The 17,419-nt window shown below is 55.5% G+C and carries 19 protein-coding genes and 1 pseudogene; 2 read left to right on the plus strand and 18 right to left on the minus strand.

The features are described from left to right. Nucleotides 1-33: 33 nt before the first annotated feature. The 16 genes and pseudogenes from queC to AWM69_RS03735 form a co-directional block, all read right to left on the minus strand. Entirely contained in the window at nucleotides 34-726 is a 693-nt protein-coding gene (gene queC, locus AWM69_RS03660; RefSeq protein ID WP_218725795.1) for a 7-cyano-7-deazaguanine synthase QueC, read from the minus strand. Nucleotide 727: 1 nt separating this feature from the next. Next, nucleotides 728-1,375, minus strand: coding sequence for a 7-carboxy-7-deazaguanine synthase QueE (gene queE, locus AWM69_RS03665; protein WP_131652820.1), 648 nt, complete (start codon nucleotides 1,373-1,375; stop codon nucleotides 728-730). 162 nt (nucleotides 1,376-1,537) lie between these two features. Then, nucleotides 1,538-2,365, minus strand: coding sequence for a tol-pal system protein YbgF (gene ybgF / locus AWM69_RS03670; protein ID WP_218725796.1), 828 nt, complete (start codon nucleotides 2,363-2,365; stop codon nucleotides 1,538-1,540). Nucleotides 2,366-2,371: 6 nt separating this feature from the next. Then, nucleotides 2,372-2,872 (minus strand): peptidoglycan-associated lipoprotein Pal, encoded by a 501-nt coding sequence (pal, locus tag AWM69_RS03675; RefSeq protein WP_003441254.1) that lies wholly within the window; start codon nucleotides 2,870-2,872, stop codon nucleotides 2,372-2,374. 55 nt (nucleotides 2,873-2,927) lie between these two features. Further along, nucleotides 2,928-4,178 carry a Tol-Pal system beta propeller repeat protein TolB gene (gene tolB, locus AWM69_RS03680; protein ID WP_218725797.1) on the minus strand — a complete coding sequence of 417 codons (1,251 nt, stop codon included), beginning with the start codon at nucleotides 4,176-4,178 and terminating at the stop codon, nucleotides 2,928-2,930. A gap of 47 nt (nucleotides 4,179-4,225) precedes the next feature. Further along, nucleotides 4,226-5,350: a cell envelope integrity protein TolA gene (gene tolA / locus AWM69_RS03685; protein ID WP_131652817.1), complete on the minus strand. Its 1,125-nt coding sequence runs from the start codon at nucleotides 5,348-5,350 to the stop codon at nucleotides 4,226-4,228. Then, nucleotides 5,350-5,802 (minus strand): protein TolR, encoded by a 453-nt coding sequence (tolR, locus tag AWM69_RS03690; RefSeq protein WP_162199347.1) that lies wholly within the window; start codon nucleotides 5,800-5,802, stop codon nucleotides 5,350-5,352. The genes tolA and tolR overlap by 1 nt, the downstream gene beginning before the upstream one ends. A 23-nt stretch (nucleotides 5,803-5,825) precedes the next feature. Beyond that, a complete protein-coding gene (tolQ, locus tag AWM69_RS03695; RefSeq protein ID WP_131652816.1) occupies nucleotides 5,826-6,521 on the minus strand; it encodes a protein TolQ in 696 nt (231 codons plus the stop codon). After that, a complete protein-coding gene (ybgC, locus tag AWM69_RS03700; RefSeq protein ID WP_131652815.1) occupies nucleotides 6,511-6,978 on the minus strand; it encodes a tol-pal system-associated acyl-CoA thioesterase in 468 nt (155 codons plus the stop codon). Before ybgC ends, tolQ begins: the two co-directional genes overlap by 11 nt. A 139-nt stretch (nucleotides 6,979-7,117) precedes the next feature. Further along, nucleotides 7,118-8,176, minus strand: coding sequence for a Holliday junction branch migration DNA helicase RuvB (gene ruvB, locus AWM69_RS03705; protein ID WP_218725798.1), 1,059 nt, complete (start codon nucleotides 8,174-8,176; stop codon nucleotides 7,118-7,120). Then, complete coding sequence (gene ruvA / locus AWM69_RS03710; protein ID WP_048379320.1) at nucleotides 8,177-8,785, minus strand: Holliday junction branch migration protein RuvA; 609 nt, start codon at nucleotides 8,783-8,785, stop codon at nucleotides 8,177-8,179. A gap of 111 nt (nucleotides 8,786-8,896) precedes the next feature. Then, on the minus strand, nucleotides 8,897-9,421 hold the full coding sequence (gene ruvC / locus AWM69_RS03715) for a crossover junction endodeoxyribonuclease RuvC (protein WP_131652813.1): 525 nt from the start codon (nucleotides 9,419-9,421) through the stop codon (nucleotides 8,897-8,899). 128 nt (nucleotides 9,422-9,549) lie between these two features. Then, a complete protein-coding gene (locus AWM69_RS03720; protein WP_048379317.1) occupies nucleotides 9,550-10,296 on the minus strand; it encodes a YebC/PmpR family DNA-binding transcriptional regulator in 747 nt (248 codons plus the stop codon). Nucleotides 10,297-10,416: 120 nt separating this feature from the next. Further along, on the minus strand, nucleotides 10,417-12,192 hold the full coding sequence (gene aspS / locus AWM69_RS03725; RefSeq protein WP_131652812.1) for an aspartate--tRNA ligase: 1,776 nt from the start codon (nucleotides 12,190-12,192) through the stop codon (nucleotides 10,417-10,419). A gap of 109 nt (nucleotides 12,193-12,301) precedes the next feature. Continuing rightward, on the minus strand, nucleotides 12,302-12,523 hold the full coding sequence (locus tag AWM69_RS03730; RefSeq protein ID WP_003441220.1) for an FmdB family zinc ribbon protein: 222 nt from the start codon (nucleotides 12,521-12,523) through the stop codon (nucleotides 12,302-12,304). 180 nt (nucleotides 12,524-12,703) lie between these two features. Next, a pseudogene (locus AWM69_RS03735) lies at nucleotides 12,704-13,066 on the minus strand (ribbon-helix-helix domain-containing protein). Between the two features lie 865 nt (nucleotides 13,067-13,931). Here AWM69_RS03735 and AWM69_RS23005 point away from each other — a divergent pair. Continuing rightward, nucleotides 13,932-14,534 (plus strand): cold-shock protein, encoded by a 603-nt coding sequence (locus AWM69_RS23005; RefSeq protein WP_048379309.1) that lies wholly within the window; start codon nucleotides 13,932-13,934, stop codon nucleotides 14,532-14,534. 63 nt (nucleotides 14,535-14,597) lie between these two features. Here the strand turns inward: AWM69_RS23005 and AWM69_RS03745 are convergent, their stop codons facing one another. Both AWM69_RS03745 and AWM69_RS03750 read right to left on the minus strand, forming a co-directional pair. Then, nucleotides 14,598-14,804, minus strand: coding sequence for a SlyX family protein (locus tag AWM69_RS03745; RefSeq protein WP_095029646.1), 207 nt, complete (start codon nucleotides 14,802-14,804; stop codon nucleotides 14,598-14,600). Continuing rightward, entirely contained in the window at nucleotides 14,801-15,232 is a 432-nt protein-coding gene (locus tag AWM69_RS03750; RefSeq protein ID WP_048379307.1) for an HIT domain-containing protein, read from the minus strand. Before AWM69_RS03750 ends, AWM69_RS03745 begins: the two co-directional genes overlap by 4 nt. Before the next feature lie 775 nt (nucleotides 15,233-16,007). On the opposite strand from AWM69_RS03750, the gene AWM69_RS03755 reads away from it, so the two are divergent. Further along, a complete protein-coding gene (locus AWM69_RS03755) occupies nucleotides 16,008-17,273 on the plus strand; it encodes an OprD family porin (protein ID WP_218725799.1) in 1,266 nt (421 codons plus the stop codon). Nucleotides 17,274-17,419 lie beyond the last annotated feature (146 nt).

Below are 17,419 nucleotides of genomic sequence, written 5' to 3' on the forward strand. Positions count from 1 at the left end.
TCAACACCCTGTTAAAAATAAATGCGAAATAATTCAAAAATAGCGGGTTGGGTCAGTAATTCCGGCGGCTGCAAAGCCTTCGGCACGCAGGCGGCAGCTATCGCACTTGCCGCAGGCTTGCCCCTGAGCGTCCGCCTGATAGCAAGAAACCGTCAGTGAGTAGTCCACCCCCAGCTTCACGCCCGCTTGCACGATCTGAGCCTTGCTCATGTTTTGCAATGGCGCCTGGATCCGGAACCCCTGCCCTTCTACCCCGGCTTTGGTCGCCAAATTTGCCATGACCTCAAACGCCTCGACAAACTCAGGACGGCAATCCGGGTAGCCCGAATAATCCACAGCATTGACGCCGATGAAGATATCTCGTGCTTGCAGGACCTCTGCCCACCCCAGCGCCAGAGACAGGAACACCGTGTTACGCGCAGGCACGTAGGTCACCGGGATACCTTCACTCGCAGACTCCGGTACATCGATGGAGTCGTCGGTCAGCGCCGAGCCGCCGATACCGTTCAGATTCAGGCCAATAACCTTATGCTCAACCGCCCCCAGATCGCGTGCAACCCGTGCTGCGGCATCGAGTTCGGCACGGCTGCGCTGACCATAGTCAAAGCTCATGGTGTAGCAGCTATAACCTTCAGCACGCGCCATGGCCACAACCGTGGCGGAGTCTAGCCCGCCAGAGAGCAGGATCACGGCCCGTTTTTCGGTAACAACAGTCTGTTCAGTCATATCAGCGCCCCGGCTCGTCGTTCCACAGGTATTTATGCAGCTGCATTTGCAGGCGCACTGGCAGATTATCCGCCACGATCCAGTCAGCCAGATCACGGGCTGGCAAGTCATGGTGGCTCGGCGAAAACAGCACTTCACCGGCCCGCCGATCCAGTCCGTACTCAATCAGCTTGGAAACCGCCCAGTCGTAGTCTTCCCGTGAGCAGATCACAAACTTGACCTGGTCATTGGGGGTTAGCAAAGCGATATTTTCATAGAGGTTGCGATGGGATTCTTTGGAACCCGGCGTTTTGAGGTCGAGCACGCGGCTTACGCGCGGATCGACCGCCGAAATATCCAGCGCACCACTGGTCTCGATCGAGACCTCGTAGCCCGCATCACACAGCTGTTTGAGCAGAGGAATGGCATTGGGCTGGGCCAATGGCTCACCGCCCGTCACACAGACGTAGCGCGGACGAAAATCGGCGACCTGCTCCAGAATACTGTCGAGCGTACGTAGGGTGCCACCGCTGAAGGCGTAAGCGCTGTCGCAATAACCACAACGTAAAGGGCAGCCAGTCAGGCGAACAAAAACGGTGGGCAGGCCAGCCGTTCGCGTTTCACCCTGTAACGAGTAAAAAACTTCGGTAATTCTCAATGTGTCTTGCATATCCGCCACGGGCGTAACAGCTAAACAGGCTGTCCGCCTCCGTCAGGCACTCCAAAAAACCTGCCGAGCAGGGTTCAGAGGAGCGTATTTCATAAAAGGGCGTGGATTCTAACGAAAAAACCCGCGACAAGCGCGGGTTTCTCGATATAAGCCGTTTGTCGCTTACATGCGTTGCAAATCACGCTGAGCCAACTGAGCAGCCGAAGTACCCGGATACTGGGCCACAACCTGTTGCAAAATGCCTTTGACCTTGTCGGTATGACCCAGACGACGCTCTACATCAGCAAGCTTGTAGAGTGAATCCGGCACTTTTCCGTGCTTGGGATACAACTGGCTAACCTTCGCAAATGCCTGACCAGCGGCTTGCAGATCACCTTTGGCCAGATTGACTTCACCCAACCAGTACTGGGCATTGCCCGCGTATTGGCTATTCGGGTATTTGCGCAAAAAGGCGGTGAATGCCTGGCTCGCCCTGTCGAAATCCTTGGCTTTGATCAAGTCGAAAGCCGCATCGTAATAGAGCTTTTCTTTCGCAGGATCAGCAGGTTCATTACTGGCAGCCGCCTGAGAAGCAGGTGCTGCAGTATTACCGGCATTACCGGCGGCATTAGCGCCACCAGCAGAAGAATTATCAGGCGCGGCGGCAGGAGCCATGCCAGCACCAATGCGCCGATCAAGTTCCTGGTATCGCTCCAGGCTTTCTTGTTTCATGCGCGAGACATCATTTTGCAGAACTTCGATCACACCCTGTTGGCGTGCAATCTGCTCCTGCATTTGTTGCAACTGGTTGAACAGTTCGCCCTGTGCCGAGACAGGGGTCGAAACCCCTCCCCCGGCATAGGCGCCGCTCGCACCGTAACCCGTTGACGGAGAACTCCCCCCGCTATTGTTATAGCCAGAGTTATCCTCGACCACAGGAACCGCAGCCCATGCCGCTAGAGGCATGAGGCTGAGAGTCAGAATAGTTACAGCACGGCGGCACGTTCGCATGACGAATTACTTACGCAGTTCGACGCGACGGTTTTGAGCCCACGACTGTTCGTCGTTGCCAGTAGCGATTGGACGCTCTTTACCGTAGGACACCAGCTCCAGCTGTGCTGGAGAAACACCTTGCAGTACCAGGTAGCGTTGAACGGCTTTCGCACGACGCTCGCCCAGTGCCATGTTGTACTCACGAGTACCACGGGCGTCAGTGTTACCTTCCAGAACAACGCGAGCGCCGTTTGCTTTCAGGTCTTTAGCGTGAACGTCCAGAGCGCGCATTGCTTCTGGCTTCAGGTCCGAACTGTCGTATTCGAAGTAGAAAACTGTGATGGCACGCAGAGCAGCTTCTTCGCTCAGGGAACCATCAACAGCGCCAGTGTTTGCGCCGTAACCAGCGTTTGGATCAACAGCAGCGCCTTCACCGGCATTGTCGCCGCCTTTGGACGAGCAACCTACAGCTACAGCCATGGCCAGTGCCAGCGCAGCGAATTTACCAAACTTCAGCATTTCCATCGTAAAACTCCTAATGAACCCCAAGTGTTATATGCAACGTACAACTATCACCACGTCAGTTCAGGTAAGGGGACCAGGAAGGTTCTCTGACTTCGCCTTGAGCGGTAGGAAGAGGGAGCCTTACGCGTCCATTGATAGACACGAGCATCAAGACTCCCCGGCCCTGCTGGCGGGTGGCGTAGATTACCATGGTGCCGTTGGGTGCAACAGTAGCTGACTCATCAAGGTTGGTATCTGTGAGAATTTTCACGCTTCCACGCTGCAAATCCTGCGCTGCAACCCGGAAATTGGTGAAACCATCCTGACGATGGATCATTACCAGGGTCTTTTCGTCAGCCGAAAGCTTCGGACTGGCGTTGTAGTTCCCGATAAACGTTACGCGCTCTGCATTACCGCTGCCAACTGTGGTTTTGTAAATCTGTGGTTTGCCGCCACGGTCGGAGGTGAAATAGATAGTCGAGCCATCTTTACCCCAAAACGGTTCGGTATCAATAGCCGGGCTATTCGTCACGCGAGTCACTTGGCGCGACGCCAGGCTCATCACGTAAATTTCAGCATTGCCATCTTTGGACAGGACAAATGCCAGCTTCGAACCATCCGGAGACCACGCAGGGGCGCCGTTCAAGCCTTCAAAGTTAGTGATTTGCTCACGACGACCCGTGTCGATGTTCTGCATGAAGATACGCGGACGCTTCTGCTCGAACGACACATAAGCAATGCGCTTGCCATCGGGTGCAAAACGTGGCGACAGGATCGGCTCACGCGACTGCAGCAGGGTGACGGCACGAGCACCGTCATAGTCGGAACGCTGCAGCGTGTAGCGCGTGTTTGTCGCGCTGGCACGTTCAGCCGTCACGTAAAGCAGGCGCGTCGAGAAAGCACCTTTGATACCGGTCAGCTTTTCGAACGACTGGTCGGAGATGTAATGCGCCATGTCGCGCAGTTGCTCGGTCGTACCCGACACGCTGCCAGTCAATACTGGCTGCTCGGTTGCGACGTTGAACAAGGCATATTGCACCTGAAGACGCCCGCCTGCCGGCACGATGTTACCCACCATGACGTATTGGGCACCCAAGGCTTTCCAGTCACGGAAAATGACTTCACTGGCCTGGGTCGGCAAGCCAATCATGTTCTGCTTTGGAATCGGCGCGTAGTAACCCGAGTTGCGCAGGTCATTGCCGATGATTTCAGCCATGTCATCCGGCAGCACGTTACCGCCCTGCCAACCGAATGGTACAACCGCAATTGGCGTGGCCCGGTCGCTACCGCTGGTGACCAGAATGTTCTTTTCATCTGCTACAGCCATCCCTGCCAAGCAGCAGACGACGACCAGCAGTCCTCGAAAAAAGTTAATCACAAGGCTAGATCCTCAGGGGTGAATGTCATCTTGAATGATCGATAAGGATTGAAATCGCTGGGCTTCATGCCCTGCATTTCGGTTAGACGGCCAATATTCTTGACCGCTGCCACAGCCGAGCTATCGAACGGGCCATCACCACTGGACTTGGCAACCGTCACTGAGGTTACCGTGCCATCAGGCAACATGCCGATTTGCAGCACTACTGTCATATTCTTGCGCGCTGAAGGAGGACGAGCCCACCCTTCTGCTGCCCGGGCACGAATCAAGTCGTCGAAGCTTCCGGCGACTTCATCACCCTGCTCATCCGCCAGGGCTTGTTGGCGTTGCGGCGTATCAGACAGCAAATCCGCCAGGGCCTGGGCCTTTTTGTCTTCGGTTGATTTGCGCGCTGCTTCCACGGCCTTTTTCTTGGCAGCATCGGCAGCCGCTTTTTTCTTCGCATCATCAGCGGTCTTTTTCTTCGCTGCGTCTGCTACGGCTTTTTTCTTGGCGTCTTCAACTTTCTTGGCGTCTTCAGCTGCTTTTTTCTTCGCATCTTCGACAACCTTTTTCTTGGCGTCTTCGGCAGCCTTCTTCTTCGCCTCTTCTTCAGCGGCTTTTTTGGCTTCTGCCTCAGACTTCTTCTTGGCTATGTCAGCCAGTTTTTTCTCTTCAGCCTTTTTGGCGTCAGCAGACTTCTTGGCAGCATCCGCCTTTTTCGCTTCGTCGGCTTTTTTGGCCTCGTCAGCTTTCTTGGCTTCACTGGCCTTGGCTTCTTCGGCTTTCTTCGCCTCTGCCGCCTTTTCTGCAGACTCTTCTTTCTTTTGTTCAGCCTTTTGTTCAGCGGCCTTTACAGCTTCCTGCTCAACCTTTTTTTGCTCCATCTGTTCGACTTCAGTCTGGCGCGCGGCGGATTTCTTCGCTTCCCCTGCAATCTTTTGATTGGTTTGGGTGGTCGCCTGACTTTTGGACTTGAGCTGGTACAGCGTCGCTTGAACAATAGGCTTGGAAGGCGGCAGCTCCGGCGTCATGGCAAAACTGACGAACAGCATGCCAAAAATCAGGATGTGCAGCCCTATCGCCCAGACTGCAGGCCAAAAGTAATTCTCAGAGGCGGACGGCTCCCGCTGTTCGCGCATCAGGGAGCCTCGGTTATCAAGCCAACGTTACCGACCCCGGCTTTTTGCAGGCCGCCCATGGCACCCATTACAGCGCCGTAATCCACGGTTTTGTCACCGCGAATAAAGACCTGGGTCTGCTTGCCGCCTTCGTTGCCTGCGCGAATGATTTTAGTCACGGCGTCAGTCATCTGAGGCAGAGTCATGGCCCTGTCCATCTGCTTTTCGGTGTCGACTTCACTGCCAAGGTTCCAGAAATAGGTCTTGTCAGCCTTGATCGAAATAGTCAAAACCTGAGTGTTGTTGTCTTGCGGCAAGGCCTCGCTGGAGACCTTGGGCAAATCAACCTTCACACCCTGATTGAGCATCGGTGCGGTCACCATGAAGATGACCAGCAGTACCAGCATCACGTCGATGTAAGGCACTACGTTCATCTCGGCAACCGGCTTGCGCTTGCGTCGAGCTCGGGCGATTAAAGCCATTGGAAATTACCTGCTTATTCTTCGCTGGTGTGCACTTTGCGGTGCAGGATCGCCTGGAATTCGTCGGCGAAGGTGTAGTAACGGCTGATCAGCGTTTCGCTGCGTGCAGCAAAACGGTTGTAGGCAATCACCGCCGGAATCGCAGCGAAAAGACCGATCGCAGTCGCGATCAGGGCTTCGGCAATACCTGGGGCTACCGTGGCAAGGGTTGCTTGCTGGGCAGTTGCCAGCCCGCGGAAGGAGTTCATGATCCCCCACACCGTACCAAACAGGCCGATATACGGGCTGACAGAGCCCACCGTGGCGAGGAACGGCAAGCTTTGTTCCAGCTTCTCTTCTTCACGGGAAATCGCCACGCGCATGGCACGCGCCACGCCCTCCATCACCGCTTCAGGGTCTACACCCGGCTGCTGACGCAGACGGGAGAACTCTTTGAAACCCGCACGAAAAATCTGTTCAACGCCTGAGTCCGGATCAGGATTGCTGCCTGCCTGACGGTACAGCTTCGACAAATCGATGCCCGACCAGAAGCGCTCTTCAAAGCTTTCAAGGGCACGTCGACCGGCGCGCAGCATGGTGCTGCGCTGAAAAATCATGACCCACGAGGTAACCGATGCAGCTACCAGGATCAACATTACCAACTGAACAACGATGCTGGCATTGCTGACCAAGCTCCACATGGAGGAATGGTCGACGACGTTAGCTTCCACGCTTTATCTCCTGCTCTAAATGTTTACCCGCGCCGCTCACGTCGGCAAAGGCCGTACGCAAGGCTTCGGGAATGGCCCGGGGTTTGAAACTATCGGCGCGCACACAGGCCACCAAAAACTGCCCTTCGCAGAGCAGTGTTGTATCCGCAGCCCGCCAGACCTGCTGCTTGAAACGCAGGCTGGCACGGTTGAGTTCTATTACTTGCGCACTTACCAACAGTTCGTCGTCCAGTCGCGCCGGTGCGTGGTAACGCGCCTCGCTGGAATGCACGACAAATAACAGGTTCTCGCCCACCAGCGCGGACTGGGAAAAACCCAGTTCCCGGAGCCTTTCGGTTCGAGCCCGTTCCATAAACTTTAGATAATTTACGTAATACACGACGCCACCCGCATCGGTGTCTTCGTAATAAACGCGACAGCGGTGTGCGAACGGCTCAAGCCTGTTTTGCGCGCGCATACTCTAGTGCTTACTCCTCAGGTTGCCAATCCGCCAAACGACTGTTTTTTCACTCTTTCCCGGCCTTTAAGACCCGGGATTTTTAACACCCGTCCCTGTGACATCAAAAACCCTCAAAAAATCGACCTCGAAGGGCTTATTAATCACCCAACGCGTTCAAAAACTCATCCGAGGTCGGCATCTCGCCCATACGGGACGGAATGTTCAAGCCGAAGTGCAAATACGCATGACGGGTCACAACACGACCGCGAGGCGTACGCATAATGTAGCCCTGTTGAATCAGATAAGGCTCCAGCACATCTTCAATCGTATGGCGCTCTTCACTGATTGCCGCTGCGAGACTGTCGATACCGACGGGCCCGCCATCGAATTTTTCAATCATGGTCAACAGCAAGCGCCGGTCCTGATGATCAAAACCATGTTCATCAACGTCCAGCAGGTTCAGCGCCAGGTCTGCCACCGACTTGGTGATATGCCCCTTGGCGCGTACTTCAGCGAAATCCCGGACACGCCGCAAGAGGCGATTGGCAATTCGCGGCGTTCCGCGCGCGCGGCGGGCAATCTCGTAGGCGCCCTCGGGATCCAGCGGCAAGCCGAAAATAGTGGCCGAACGCGAGACGATCGTCGCCAGGTCATCCGTGCTGTAAAACTCAAGCCGCTGAACAATGCCAAAACGGTCGCGTAACGGGTTGGTCAGCATCCCGGCCCGCGTGGTCGCCCCCACCAGAGTAAACGGCGGCAGATCAAGCTTGATCGAACGGGCCGCCGGCCCCTCGCCAATCATGATGTCGAGCTGAAAGTCCTCCATCGCCGGGTAAAGAACCTCCTCGACGATGGGTGACAAACGATGGATTTCATCGATGAACAGAACGTCGTGCGGCTCCAGATTGGTCAGCAACGCCGCCAGATCACCCGGACGCTCCAGTACCGGACCCGAGGTGCTCTTGATCGACACCCCCATTTCCTGGGCAATGATATTGGCGAGCGTGGTTTTACCCAGCCCCGGAGGGCCGAAAATCAGCGTGTGATCCAACGACTCGGAACGTCCGCGAGCGGCCTGGATAAACAGCTCCATCTGCTCGCGCACCGTTGGCTGGCCAATGTAGTCAGCCAGGCTCAAAGGGCGGATTGCCCGATCCTGAACCTCTTCCCGGTCTCGCCCGCTGGAGGCGGTTATCAAACGATCGGCTTCAATCACTTAAATCATTCCCTTAAGGGCACGGCGAATCATGTCTTCACTGCTCAATGTCTTGTCCTTGATCGCCGAGACGGCCTTGCTCGCCTCCTGTGGCTTGTAGCCAAGGGAAATCAAGGCGCTGACCGCATCGCTTTCGGCACTGGCCACGGGTGCCGGTGCGTCGGGCTGGTTGGGGACCAGCGCAAACATGCTTGGCACTTGTTCCCATGCCTTGAAACGATCCTTGAGTTCAACCAATAACCGCTCAGCTGTCTTCTTGCCGACACCCGGCACCTTGGTCAGCGCCGACGTGTCCTGAGCCTGCACGCACCGGACCAGCTCATCAACCTCCAGACTGGACATCAATGCCAGGGCCAGTTTGGGGCCAACACCGTTAAGGCGTATCAGCTCACGAAAAAAATCACGCTCACGCTTGCCAATGAAACCATAGAGCAATTGGGCGTCTTCGCGAACCACCAGATGCGTATGCAAGGTTAGCGGCTCTCCCAGGGAAGGCAGCCGATAAAGCGTGGTCATTGGCACTTCGAGCTCATACCCCAGGCCGTTTACATCAAGAATCAGGTGCGGCGGCTGTTTTTCAGCCAGAGTCCCGCGCAAGCGTCCAATCACGTTTCAGATCCTTTTCTCTGGCCAGATCAATGGCTGACAAGTAGAGCGGCAGCGTTTCATCATTGCAGATGAAACGCTGCCAGCAAGCTCGAATTCATTATAAAAAGCGTCTCACAACCTCAAGCGCCCACCCCGGCTACGCGCAGCACCCAAACCATGGGGCAACAGGCTGGAGCGGGTATGCGCATGGCATAGAGCAATCGCCAGGGCATCCGAGGCATCGATTTGCGGCTTGGTGGTGAGCTTGAGCAAGTGCATGACCATCATCATCACCTGCTCTTTGTTGGCGCCCCCCGTCCCTGCCACCGCCTGCTTGACCTGAGTGGCCGAGTATTCGGCAATCTCAAGGTTCTCTTCGGCACCCGCCACAATGGCAGCACCCCGTGCCTGCCCCAGCTTCAACGCCGAGTCGGCATTGCGGGCCATAAACACTTTTTCGATGCCCATCGTGACCGGCCCGTAGGTCTGGATGACCTCGCGTACTCCGCGATAGACGATCTGCAACCGCTCATGCAACTCGCCACTGCCTGTACGAATACAACCCGAAGCCACATACACACAGCCACGCCCGGTGTCCCGTACCACGCCGTAGCCAGTGATTCGCGAACCAGGATCGATACCAAGAATAAGAGTCATAACGCCTGCAGCTTATGAAGTGATGCCCACGGGCACAAACCCGGACAGCTTAAAGGCAGAAGCCGGAGGTGCACAGCACACGATTTTCGCGGCGTTGCACCTCCGGCCTCAAGGATTACAGCAAGGTATCAGGCTAGCTGTTCCAGGACTGCATCAGGAATTTCAGCATTGGAGTACACGTTTTGCACGTCGTCCAGGTCTTCAAGCATGTCGATCAGCTTGAGTACCTTTTCCGCGCCCTCCAGGTCCAGCTCGGCGCTGGTGGTCGGCAACATCACGATTTCGGCGTCAGCGGGCGTAAAGCCAGCGGCCTCAAGGGCATTGCGCACGGCATAGAAACCCGAGAACGACGTGAATACGTCAATGGAGCCATCTTCATTGGTCACGACATCGTCGGCATCCGCCTCCATCGCCGCTTCCATCAAAGCGTCTTCATCAACACCCGCCGCATAGGAGATCTGCCCCTTGCGCTCGAACAGATACGCCACAGAGCCGTCTGTTCCCAGATTGCCACCGCACTTGCTGAACGCATGACGCACTGCGGCGGCTGTACGGTTACGGTTATCTGTCATGCATTCAACCATGACCGCTACACCACCCGGGCCATATCCCTCGTAGCTCAGCTCGACCATGTCGTCAGTGTCAGCCGCCCCAGCACCTCGAGCAACCGCACGATCAATGATGTCGCGACTCATGTTTGCGCCCAAGGCCTTGTCCAGGGCCAGGCGCAAACGCGGGTTGGAACCCGGATCAGCGCCGCCCTGACGGGCTGCAACGGTCAGTTCACGAATCCACTTGGTGAAAATCTTGCCTTTTTTGGCATCCTGACGCTCTTTGCGGTGCTTGATATTCGCCCACTTAGAATGACCTGCCATAACCTACTCCGAATCCTTTTATGCCACGTTGTCGAACCCCGGGTGAGACCGGGGCCGGCAATAAAAATTCTCGACCCAATGACAAAGGCGCATCCGGAGATGCGCCTTTGAAGGTCAGACTTACTCTGCCTTAGGCTGTTCGCGCAAACGAATGTGCAACTCGCGCAGTGCCTTGGCATCAACCAGGCCCGGGGCCTGGGTCATGACGCAGGCGGCGCTCTGGGTTTTCGGGAAGGCAATCACTTCACGAATCGATTGAGCGCCAGTCATCAGCATCACCAGACGATCCAGACCGAAGGCCAGACCACCGTGCGGCGGTGCGCCGTACTTCAGGGCATCCAGCAGGAAGCCGAATTTCTCTTCCTGTTCCGACTCTTCGATACCCAGCAGGCGGAAAACAGCTTGCTGCATTTCCTTGCGGTGGATACGGATCGAACCGCCACCCAGCTCAGTACCGTTCAGCACCATGTCATAGGCACGGGACAGCGCAGTGGCAGGGTTGGCTTCAAGCTCTTCAGGCGAGCATTTAGGCGCGGTGAACGGGTGGTGCAACGCGCTGAAGCTGCCGTCATCGTTTTCTTCGAACATCGGGAAGTCGACAACCCACATCGGTGCCCACTCGCACGTCAGCAGGTTCAGGTCATTACCGACCTTGATGCGCAGGGCGCCCAGGGCTTCGCTAACGATCTTGGCCTTGTCGGCACCGAAGAACACGATGTCGCCATCAACCGCACCCACACGATCGAGGATCACGTTCAGGTTGGCTTCAGGGATGTTTTTAACGATAGGCGACTGCAGACCTTCAACACCTTTGGCGCGCTCGTTGACCTTGATGTACGCCAGGCCTTTGGCACCGTAGATGCTGACGAACTTGGTGTAGTCGTCGATCTGTTTGCGCGGCATGCTGCCGGCGCCCGGTACTCGCAGGGCGGCGATGCGGCACTTGGGATCGTTGGCCGGGCCGCTGAACACCTTGAAGTCCACATCTTTAAGCTGGTCGGCAACGTCAACCAGTTCCAGCGGGTTACGCAGGTCGGGTTTGTCGGAGCCGTAACGGCGCATGGCTTCTTCAAAAGTCATGTGCGGGAATTCACCGAACTCCAGATCCAGCACTTCCTTGAACAGGTTGCGGATCATGCCTTCGGTCAGGCCCATGATGTCTTTTTCATCGAGGAAGCTGGTTTCGATGTCGATCTGAGTGAACTCAGGCTGACGGTCGGCACGCAGGTCTTCGTCGCGGAAGCACTTGGCGATCTGGTAGTAACGGTCAAAACCGGCCACCATCAGCAATTGCTTGAACAGCTGTGGCGATTGCGGCAGGGCAAAGAAAGACCCGGCGTGGGTACGGCTCGGCACCAGGTAGTCACGCGCACCTTCAGGGGTGGCACGGGTCAGGATAGGTGTTTCAACGTCCAGGAAGCCGTTTTCGTCCAGGTAGCGACGAATGCTGGTGGTCATGCGCGAACGCAGACGCAGCTTTTCGAGCATTTCTGGACGACGCAGGTCAATGAAGCGATAACGCAGGCGGGTTTCTTCGCCAACGTCAGAGAATTCGTTGAGCGGGAATGGCGGGGTCTCGGCTTCGTTCAGGACTTCGAGTTCGTAGCCCAGAACTTCGATCATGCCCGACGCCATGTTGGCGTTGCCGGCACCGGCGGGACGCAGGCGCACCTTGCCGGTGACCTTGACGACATACTCACTGCGCACACGGTCTGCCGCAGCGAAGGTTTCAGCGCGATCCGGGTCGAATACCACTTGAGCCAGACCATCACGATCACGGATATCGAGGAAAATCACCCCACCGTGGTCGCGGCGACGGTGGACCCATCCGCAAAGGGTAATTTCCTGGCCTTCCAGGCTTTCGTTCAGTTGGCCGCAATAATGGCTGCGCATCATGATAGTGGTTTCACTTCTCGTAATTCGAAATTCGGTGGAGGTCTTGCGCACCGTCGGTGCCGTGAGCATTGCAAGAGCCCGCTTGTGTTCTGACTGCGTTCGTTCAACCTCAGTCGGACTTGTCGCCGCCTGCCAGATTCTTTTTCGAGCCTGTCTTGAAGTCTGTTTCATACCAGCCTGTACCGCTGAGGCGGAAGCCAGGCATGGACAGCATCTTCTTCAACTCAGGGGCCTGGCAGGCAGGACAATCAACCAGCGGTGAGTCACTGATCTTTTGAATGGCTTCCAGCTGATGACCACAGGAAGCGCATTGGTAATCGTACATGGGCATTGGCGTGTCTCGACAATCCGTTAGCGGCAACCCTTATAGAGGGCCACGCAGCAAAGCGCGTGATTATATCTGGTAAATCGAGCCATTGCAGCCGCATGAGAGCCATTGCGCCCTAAATGCATCACGAATACCGAAAGATTACAAGCCACCGAACACGACCTCGCGTTCTCACCCCCTCCTTCAGCTCACAAACACCTGTGCATGCCCCCCTCCCCGTGCAACACGCCCAGCCTTGAGGAGATGCATGACGCAGACAACCCGAATGAGCCCGCTGAAATTTTTTACACCGCCATGGCGCAAGTGAACTTATCTGTCGATGTAAGACAGCAGTGCATTGATGGAGCAATCGTTAATACGGGAAATATCAGACAATACTTCCCAATACACTTCTTCCAGCCGTAAACACGTGGCAAAACCGTTCAGCCTGACCGACCGTGAAAGTGGCTGGGCCAACGCCATGCCAAAATCAAGAACTACAGGGTCGACCCGAACTCTTTGCAGCATCCTGCCACCGGCACTCTCCTGCCGAACTAACCGTCCCATATTCAAAGCACTCCCTTGCAACTGTTGTTAACCCATAAACTTTTATTTAAAGACGCACCTCATAAAAACATCATGCAAGAATTCCCTTCCAGCGGATCCTCCCCTCAAATACGTAGGAGGGCTCTTGGTGCAACTGAAGAATGTGATCCTGCCGGCAGCCTCAGACACAGCCCGACACCGCATCAGACACTGCGCACCCCGCCACCCCGACTGCCGCCGCATGAGCCTCCCCCCCTCCGTACAGCACCACCGTCTTTCGGTACTCACCGCCTGCTGATAACTCCCGGGCAGCAAACGACCGAACCTGAACCCTGACGATCCACGTCATATACCCGCACATAAAACACCTAACCTTTCATTTACTCTCCAAACAATAGTGCGGGCGCCATAGAGCACGCACGACAACTTAACGGGGCGCAGCACGACTTCGAAGTTTCATTACCGGACGAACACGACCGACTGTCGCCCATACTTTGCAGAGCAACCTCAAACTAGCCAACTTACTTAAACCAAAGAAAACGACCAGCGGTCGCCCCAGCGTTTGAGCTGAGGCACTCCAACTCTTCCCATTCCGATCAGTCTGGACCCCAGAAAAAGGCTACGAATGTCTAGGACAATGCTTTCATGATAAGTACAGATAATTCGGACCGCCCTGCGTAATGCTTCTCACAGACGCTGCCTTACGCTTAATTTGAGAAGGCCCAAGCTTTGCTGTTAAATAGGCAGCGTGTCGCCTTCACCAAGTCTCTGGGGAGGGCGCATAGGCTGATGCCCCGTACGTGTCCGGCGCCTCCATTTTTTTCAGAAGCGAACCGTGCGCCATCAGCTCTTCCTTGCTGATCCGTCTTAATGTGAGTTAATTGAAATGTTGAAAATCGTCCACCTGCTAACGGGCGCAGCTGCCTTGCTGCTGTCCTTCATTCCCAGCCTGCAATCCGACGCTGTACCTTACCTCCAACATGCCGATGCGCTGTACCTGGCTTTCCTTGGCCTGCTTAACCTGACACTGGCGCCAGTGATTCCCTTCTGGAACAAAGGCCCGCGTCATCAACTGCAAAACCTGGTCAGTGCCCTGATGGTTCTTTCCGTGGTCCTGCAAACGCTGACGCTCTTCGGCCTTCTGCTGCCGATCGGCGAGCAACCTGCAGTCCTGCTGGGTCTCGTACCCGCAGTCATTGCCGTTCTGCTTCATCTGGCAGTCAGCTTCTACAAGTCTTCTCCCTCTGCAGCCTCGCAGAGCTATGACATGACCAACCGCGATACAGGCACTGTAAAGTGGTTCAATACGTCCAAGGGTTTCGGTTTTATTTCCCGAGATTCCGGCGATGACATTTTTGTCCACTTTCGCGCCATTCGAGGCGAAGGTCATCGCGTATTGGTAGAAGGACAGCGCGTTGAGTTCTCCGTAATGAACCGCGACAAAGGCCTGCAAGCTGAAGATGTGATTGCAGCTTTGCCACGCCGCTGATTCCAGCCTGAAAAAAAACCGCGATCAGCCAGGCTGCTTCGCGGTTTTTTATTGCCTGATGATCTAGTAATGCGGGGGCGGCGCTTCTTCCTCGAACGACTCGAACTGCCCACCCATTTCTTCCTGACGCTTGAGCAAGGCAGTCATCTGCATTTGCAAACGGTCAACAGCGTTCTGTTGCGCTACCAGCACATCATTCAAGGCCTGAATGGTGTCATCCTGAAAAGCCAGTCGACTTTCAAGATCCATCACCCGAGCTTCGAGCGTCATGACTCACCCTCCGAAAATGTGAAGCCTGCGTCAAGAACCGGCTTGAGCCTGTCGCGGATTGCACACACCTGATCACGCGTATACGGCTTCGCGGGATGCTTGCCCCAGACCGGTCCGGGCCATGCCACGTCTGCCTGGTAACGGACAATCACATGCATGTGCAATTGACTGACCACATTACCCAGCGTGGCGACGTTCATTTTATCCGCACCAAACACTTCTTTCAGCACCTGCGCCAAAGCCGTCGTTTCATTCCACATCAGCTGTTGATCGTGGTCATTCAATTGAAACAACTCGCTTATACCCTCGCGTCGCGGCACCAGAATGAACCAGGGGTAATTCGAATCATTGGAAAGCAGCAAACGGCACAAGGGGAAGTCCCCTATCAGCCACGTATCCTCTTGAAGGCGTGTATCCATAACGAACACGGGAGACTCTCCTGTTTGACCGGTAATTTAAGCTCAACACGATGCCCGATCATCTGCATCAACCGCCAAGCGACAGAGCAGCAGGATACGCCTGATTGGCGCCCACATCACCTCAACCGGCACCTGCACGCCAGCGGATGCAGACCCGTGCAGCCCTTGCGGCACAGAAACAGGCATGCACCAAAACTGCACATCCAGGGCGCTATGAGTGCACTTAAATGTCACCAAGCACCCCAACAAGAGGTAACCGGTAACGCTTTGCAGATTCGATCAGCACCGGCATTTGACCTTGCAACGAAAAAACCCGTGACCCGTTTTACATTTTCAACGTTTTATTCGAGCGCCTCCCGAGCAGATTCGCCAAAAAAAGCCGGAATGCATTATTTTTCAACCCTCAGGGCAACTTGAGCATGCTTGTTGCATGAGGTATCGCCATCGTCCTCAGGGCCTCAGCCGGAGTGCTGTAAGCCTGGCGACAAACAATAATAGCCGGACCTTAAGGACAAGGCGATTTCAATGACTGTGCACGTGTTTTTTTACACGCGCATCCCTCACTGAAAACATACTGGAACACTGCACAACGCTACGCGCTTGCGACATGTAGGGTGCAATTTGCGACATGCCGTAAAGAAGCCGAAAGCTTTTGAGGGCAAGTATCGCCAACATGGCCGGCGTGATATAAGTTTGCGCCGACACAAAAAGAAAGAGCCGCCCCAGATAATAAATTCAGGTGGGACGGCAGTACTCTTCCTAAAAACCAAAGGAGCAAATCACGATGCGCGTGATGAAGTGGAGCATGATCGCCCTGGCTGTTTCAGCCGGCACAACTCAGTTCGCAATGGCTTCGTCCCAGGACGAATCCAAAGGTTTCATTGAAGACAGCTCGCTGACTTCCAAAACCCGCATGCTGTACATGAATCGCGACTTCCGCAACGGTGGGGGCAATATTGCAAAACCGGGCGGCGGCTTTAAAAGCGGCTACCGTGAATCCTGGGGCCTGAGCGAGCTGCTCAACTACGAGTCCGGCTTCACTCAAGGCACCGTTGGCGTGGGTGTTGATGCGTTCGCCATGGGTACAGTACGCCTGGACGGCGGCGGTGGCCGCGCAGGTAACGGTCTGTTCGCCACCGACAGCGACGGCTCCCCGGAAGACACTCAGTCCAAGATTGGCGGCGCGGTGAAGATGCGCTTGTCCGACACCGTTCTGAAGTACGGTAACCAGTTCGTTGCCAGCCCGGTTCTCTCTACTGACGACAGCCGCCTGCTGCCAGAAGTCGCTACCGGCACCTTGCTCACCAGCAAGGAAATCGAAGGCCTGGAACTGAGCGCTGGCCGTTTCACCGGCATGAGCTCGCAGACCGGCATGTACCGCGACAGCCTGCATATGACATCGGCAAACATTGCCGGTGCGACCTACCAGTTCACTGACAACCTGGTCGGTGGCGTGGCTGCATCCGATGTTGAAGACTACTTCAAGAAGCAGTACGCCAACCTGAACTACACCCTGCCTATCAACGATTCCCAAGCCCTGAACTTCGACTTCAACGGCTACCTGACTTCGAGCGAAGGCAAGGAACTGGCAGGCGACGTTGACAACAAAATCTGGAGCCTGGCAGCTGCCTATAGCCTTGGCGCTCACAAGTTCACCATCGCTCACCAGCGCTCCAGCGGTGACAGCGGTTACTACTACGGCGTTGACGGCGGCGGCACCATCTTCCTCGCCAACTCCGTGCAGTACTCCGACTTTAACGGCAAGGACGAGCGTTCATGGCAAGGTCGCTACGACCTGAACATGGCCAGCTACGGCGTTCCAGGCCTGAGCTTCATGGCTCGCTACGTGAAGGGTGACAACATCTCCACAAGCGAAGGCGAAGGCAAAGAGCACGAGTTCAACTTCGAAAGCAAATACGTGTTGCAGGAAGGCCCGGCCAAAGACCTGTCTTTCCGTCTGCGTAGCGCGATTTATCGGACTACCAGCAACTACGGTACAGACACCAACGACGTTCGCGTCATCGTTGAGTACCCATTGAATATCTTGTAATTACCGCCTTCGGGCATAATCACAAGTCCGGTTCAATAAAAAGCCACGCCCTTGTATAAGGTGCGTGGCTTTTTTATGCCCGGGCTGTCGATACCGATATATAGCAAGCTAACCAACTAAGTTTAATGCAAGTAATTATCAGTATG

It is taken from the genome of Pseudomonas sp. D1HM, assembly GCF_019266105.1.
Classification (GTDB): domain Bacteria; phylum Pseudomonadota; class Gammaproteobacteria; order Pseudomonadales; family Pseudomonadaceae; genus Aquipseudomonas; species Aquipseudomonas taetrolens.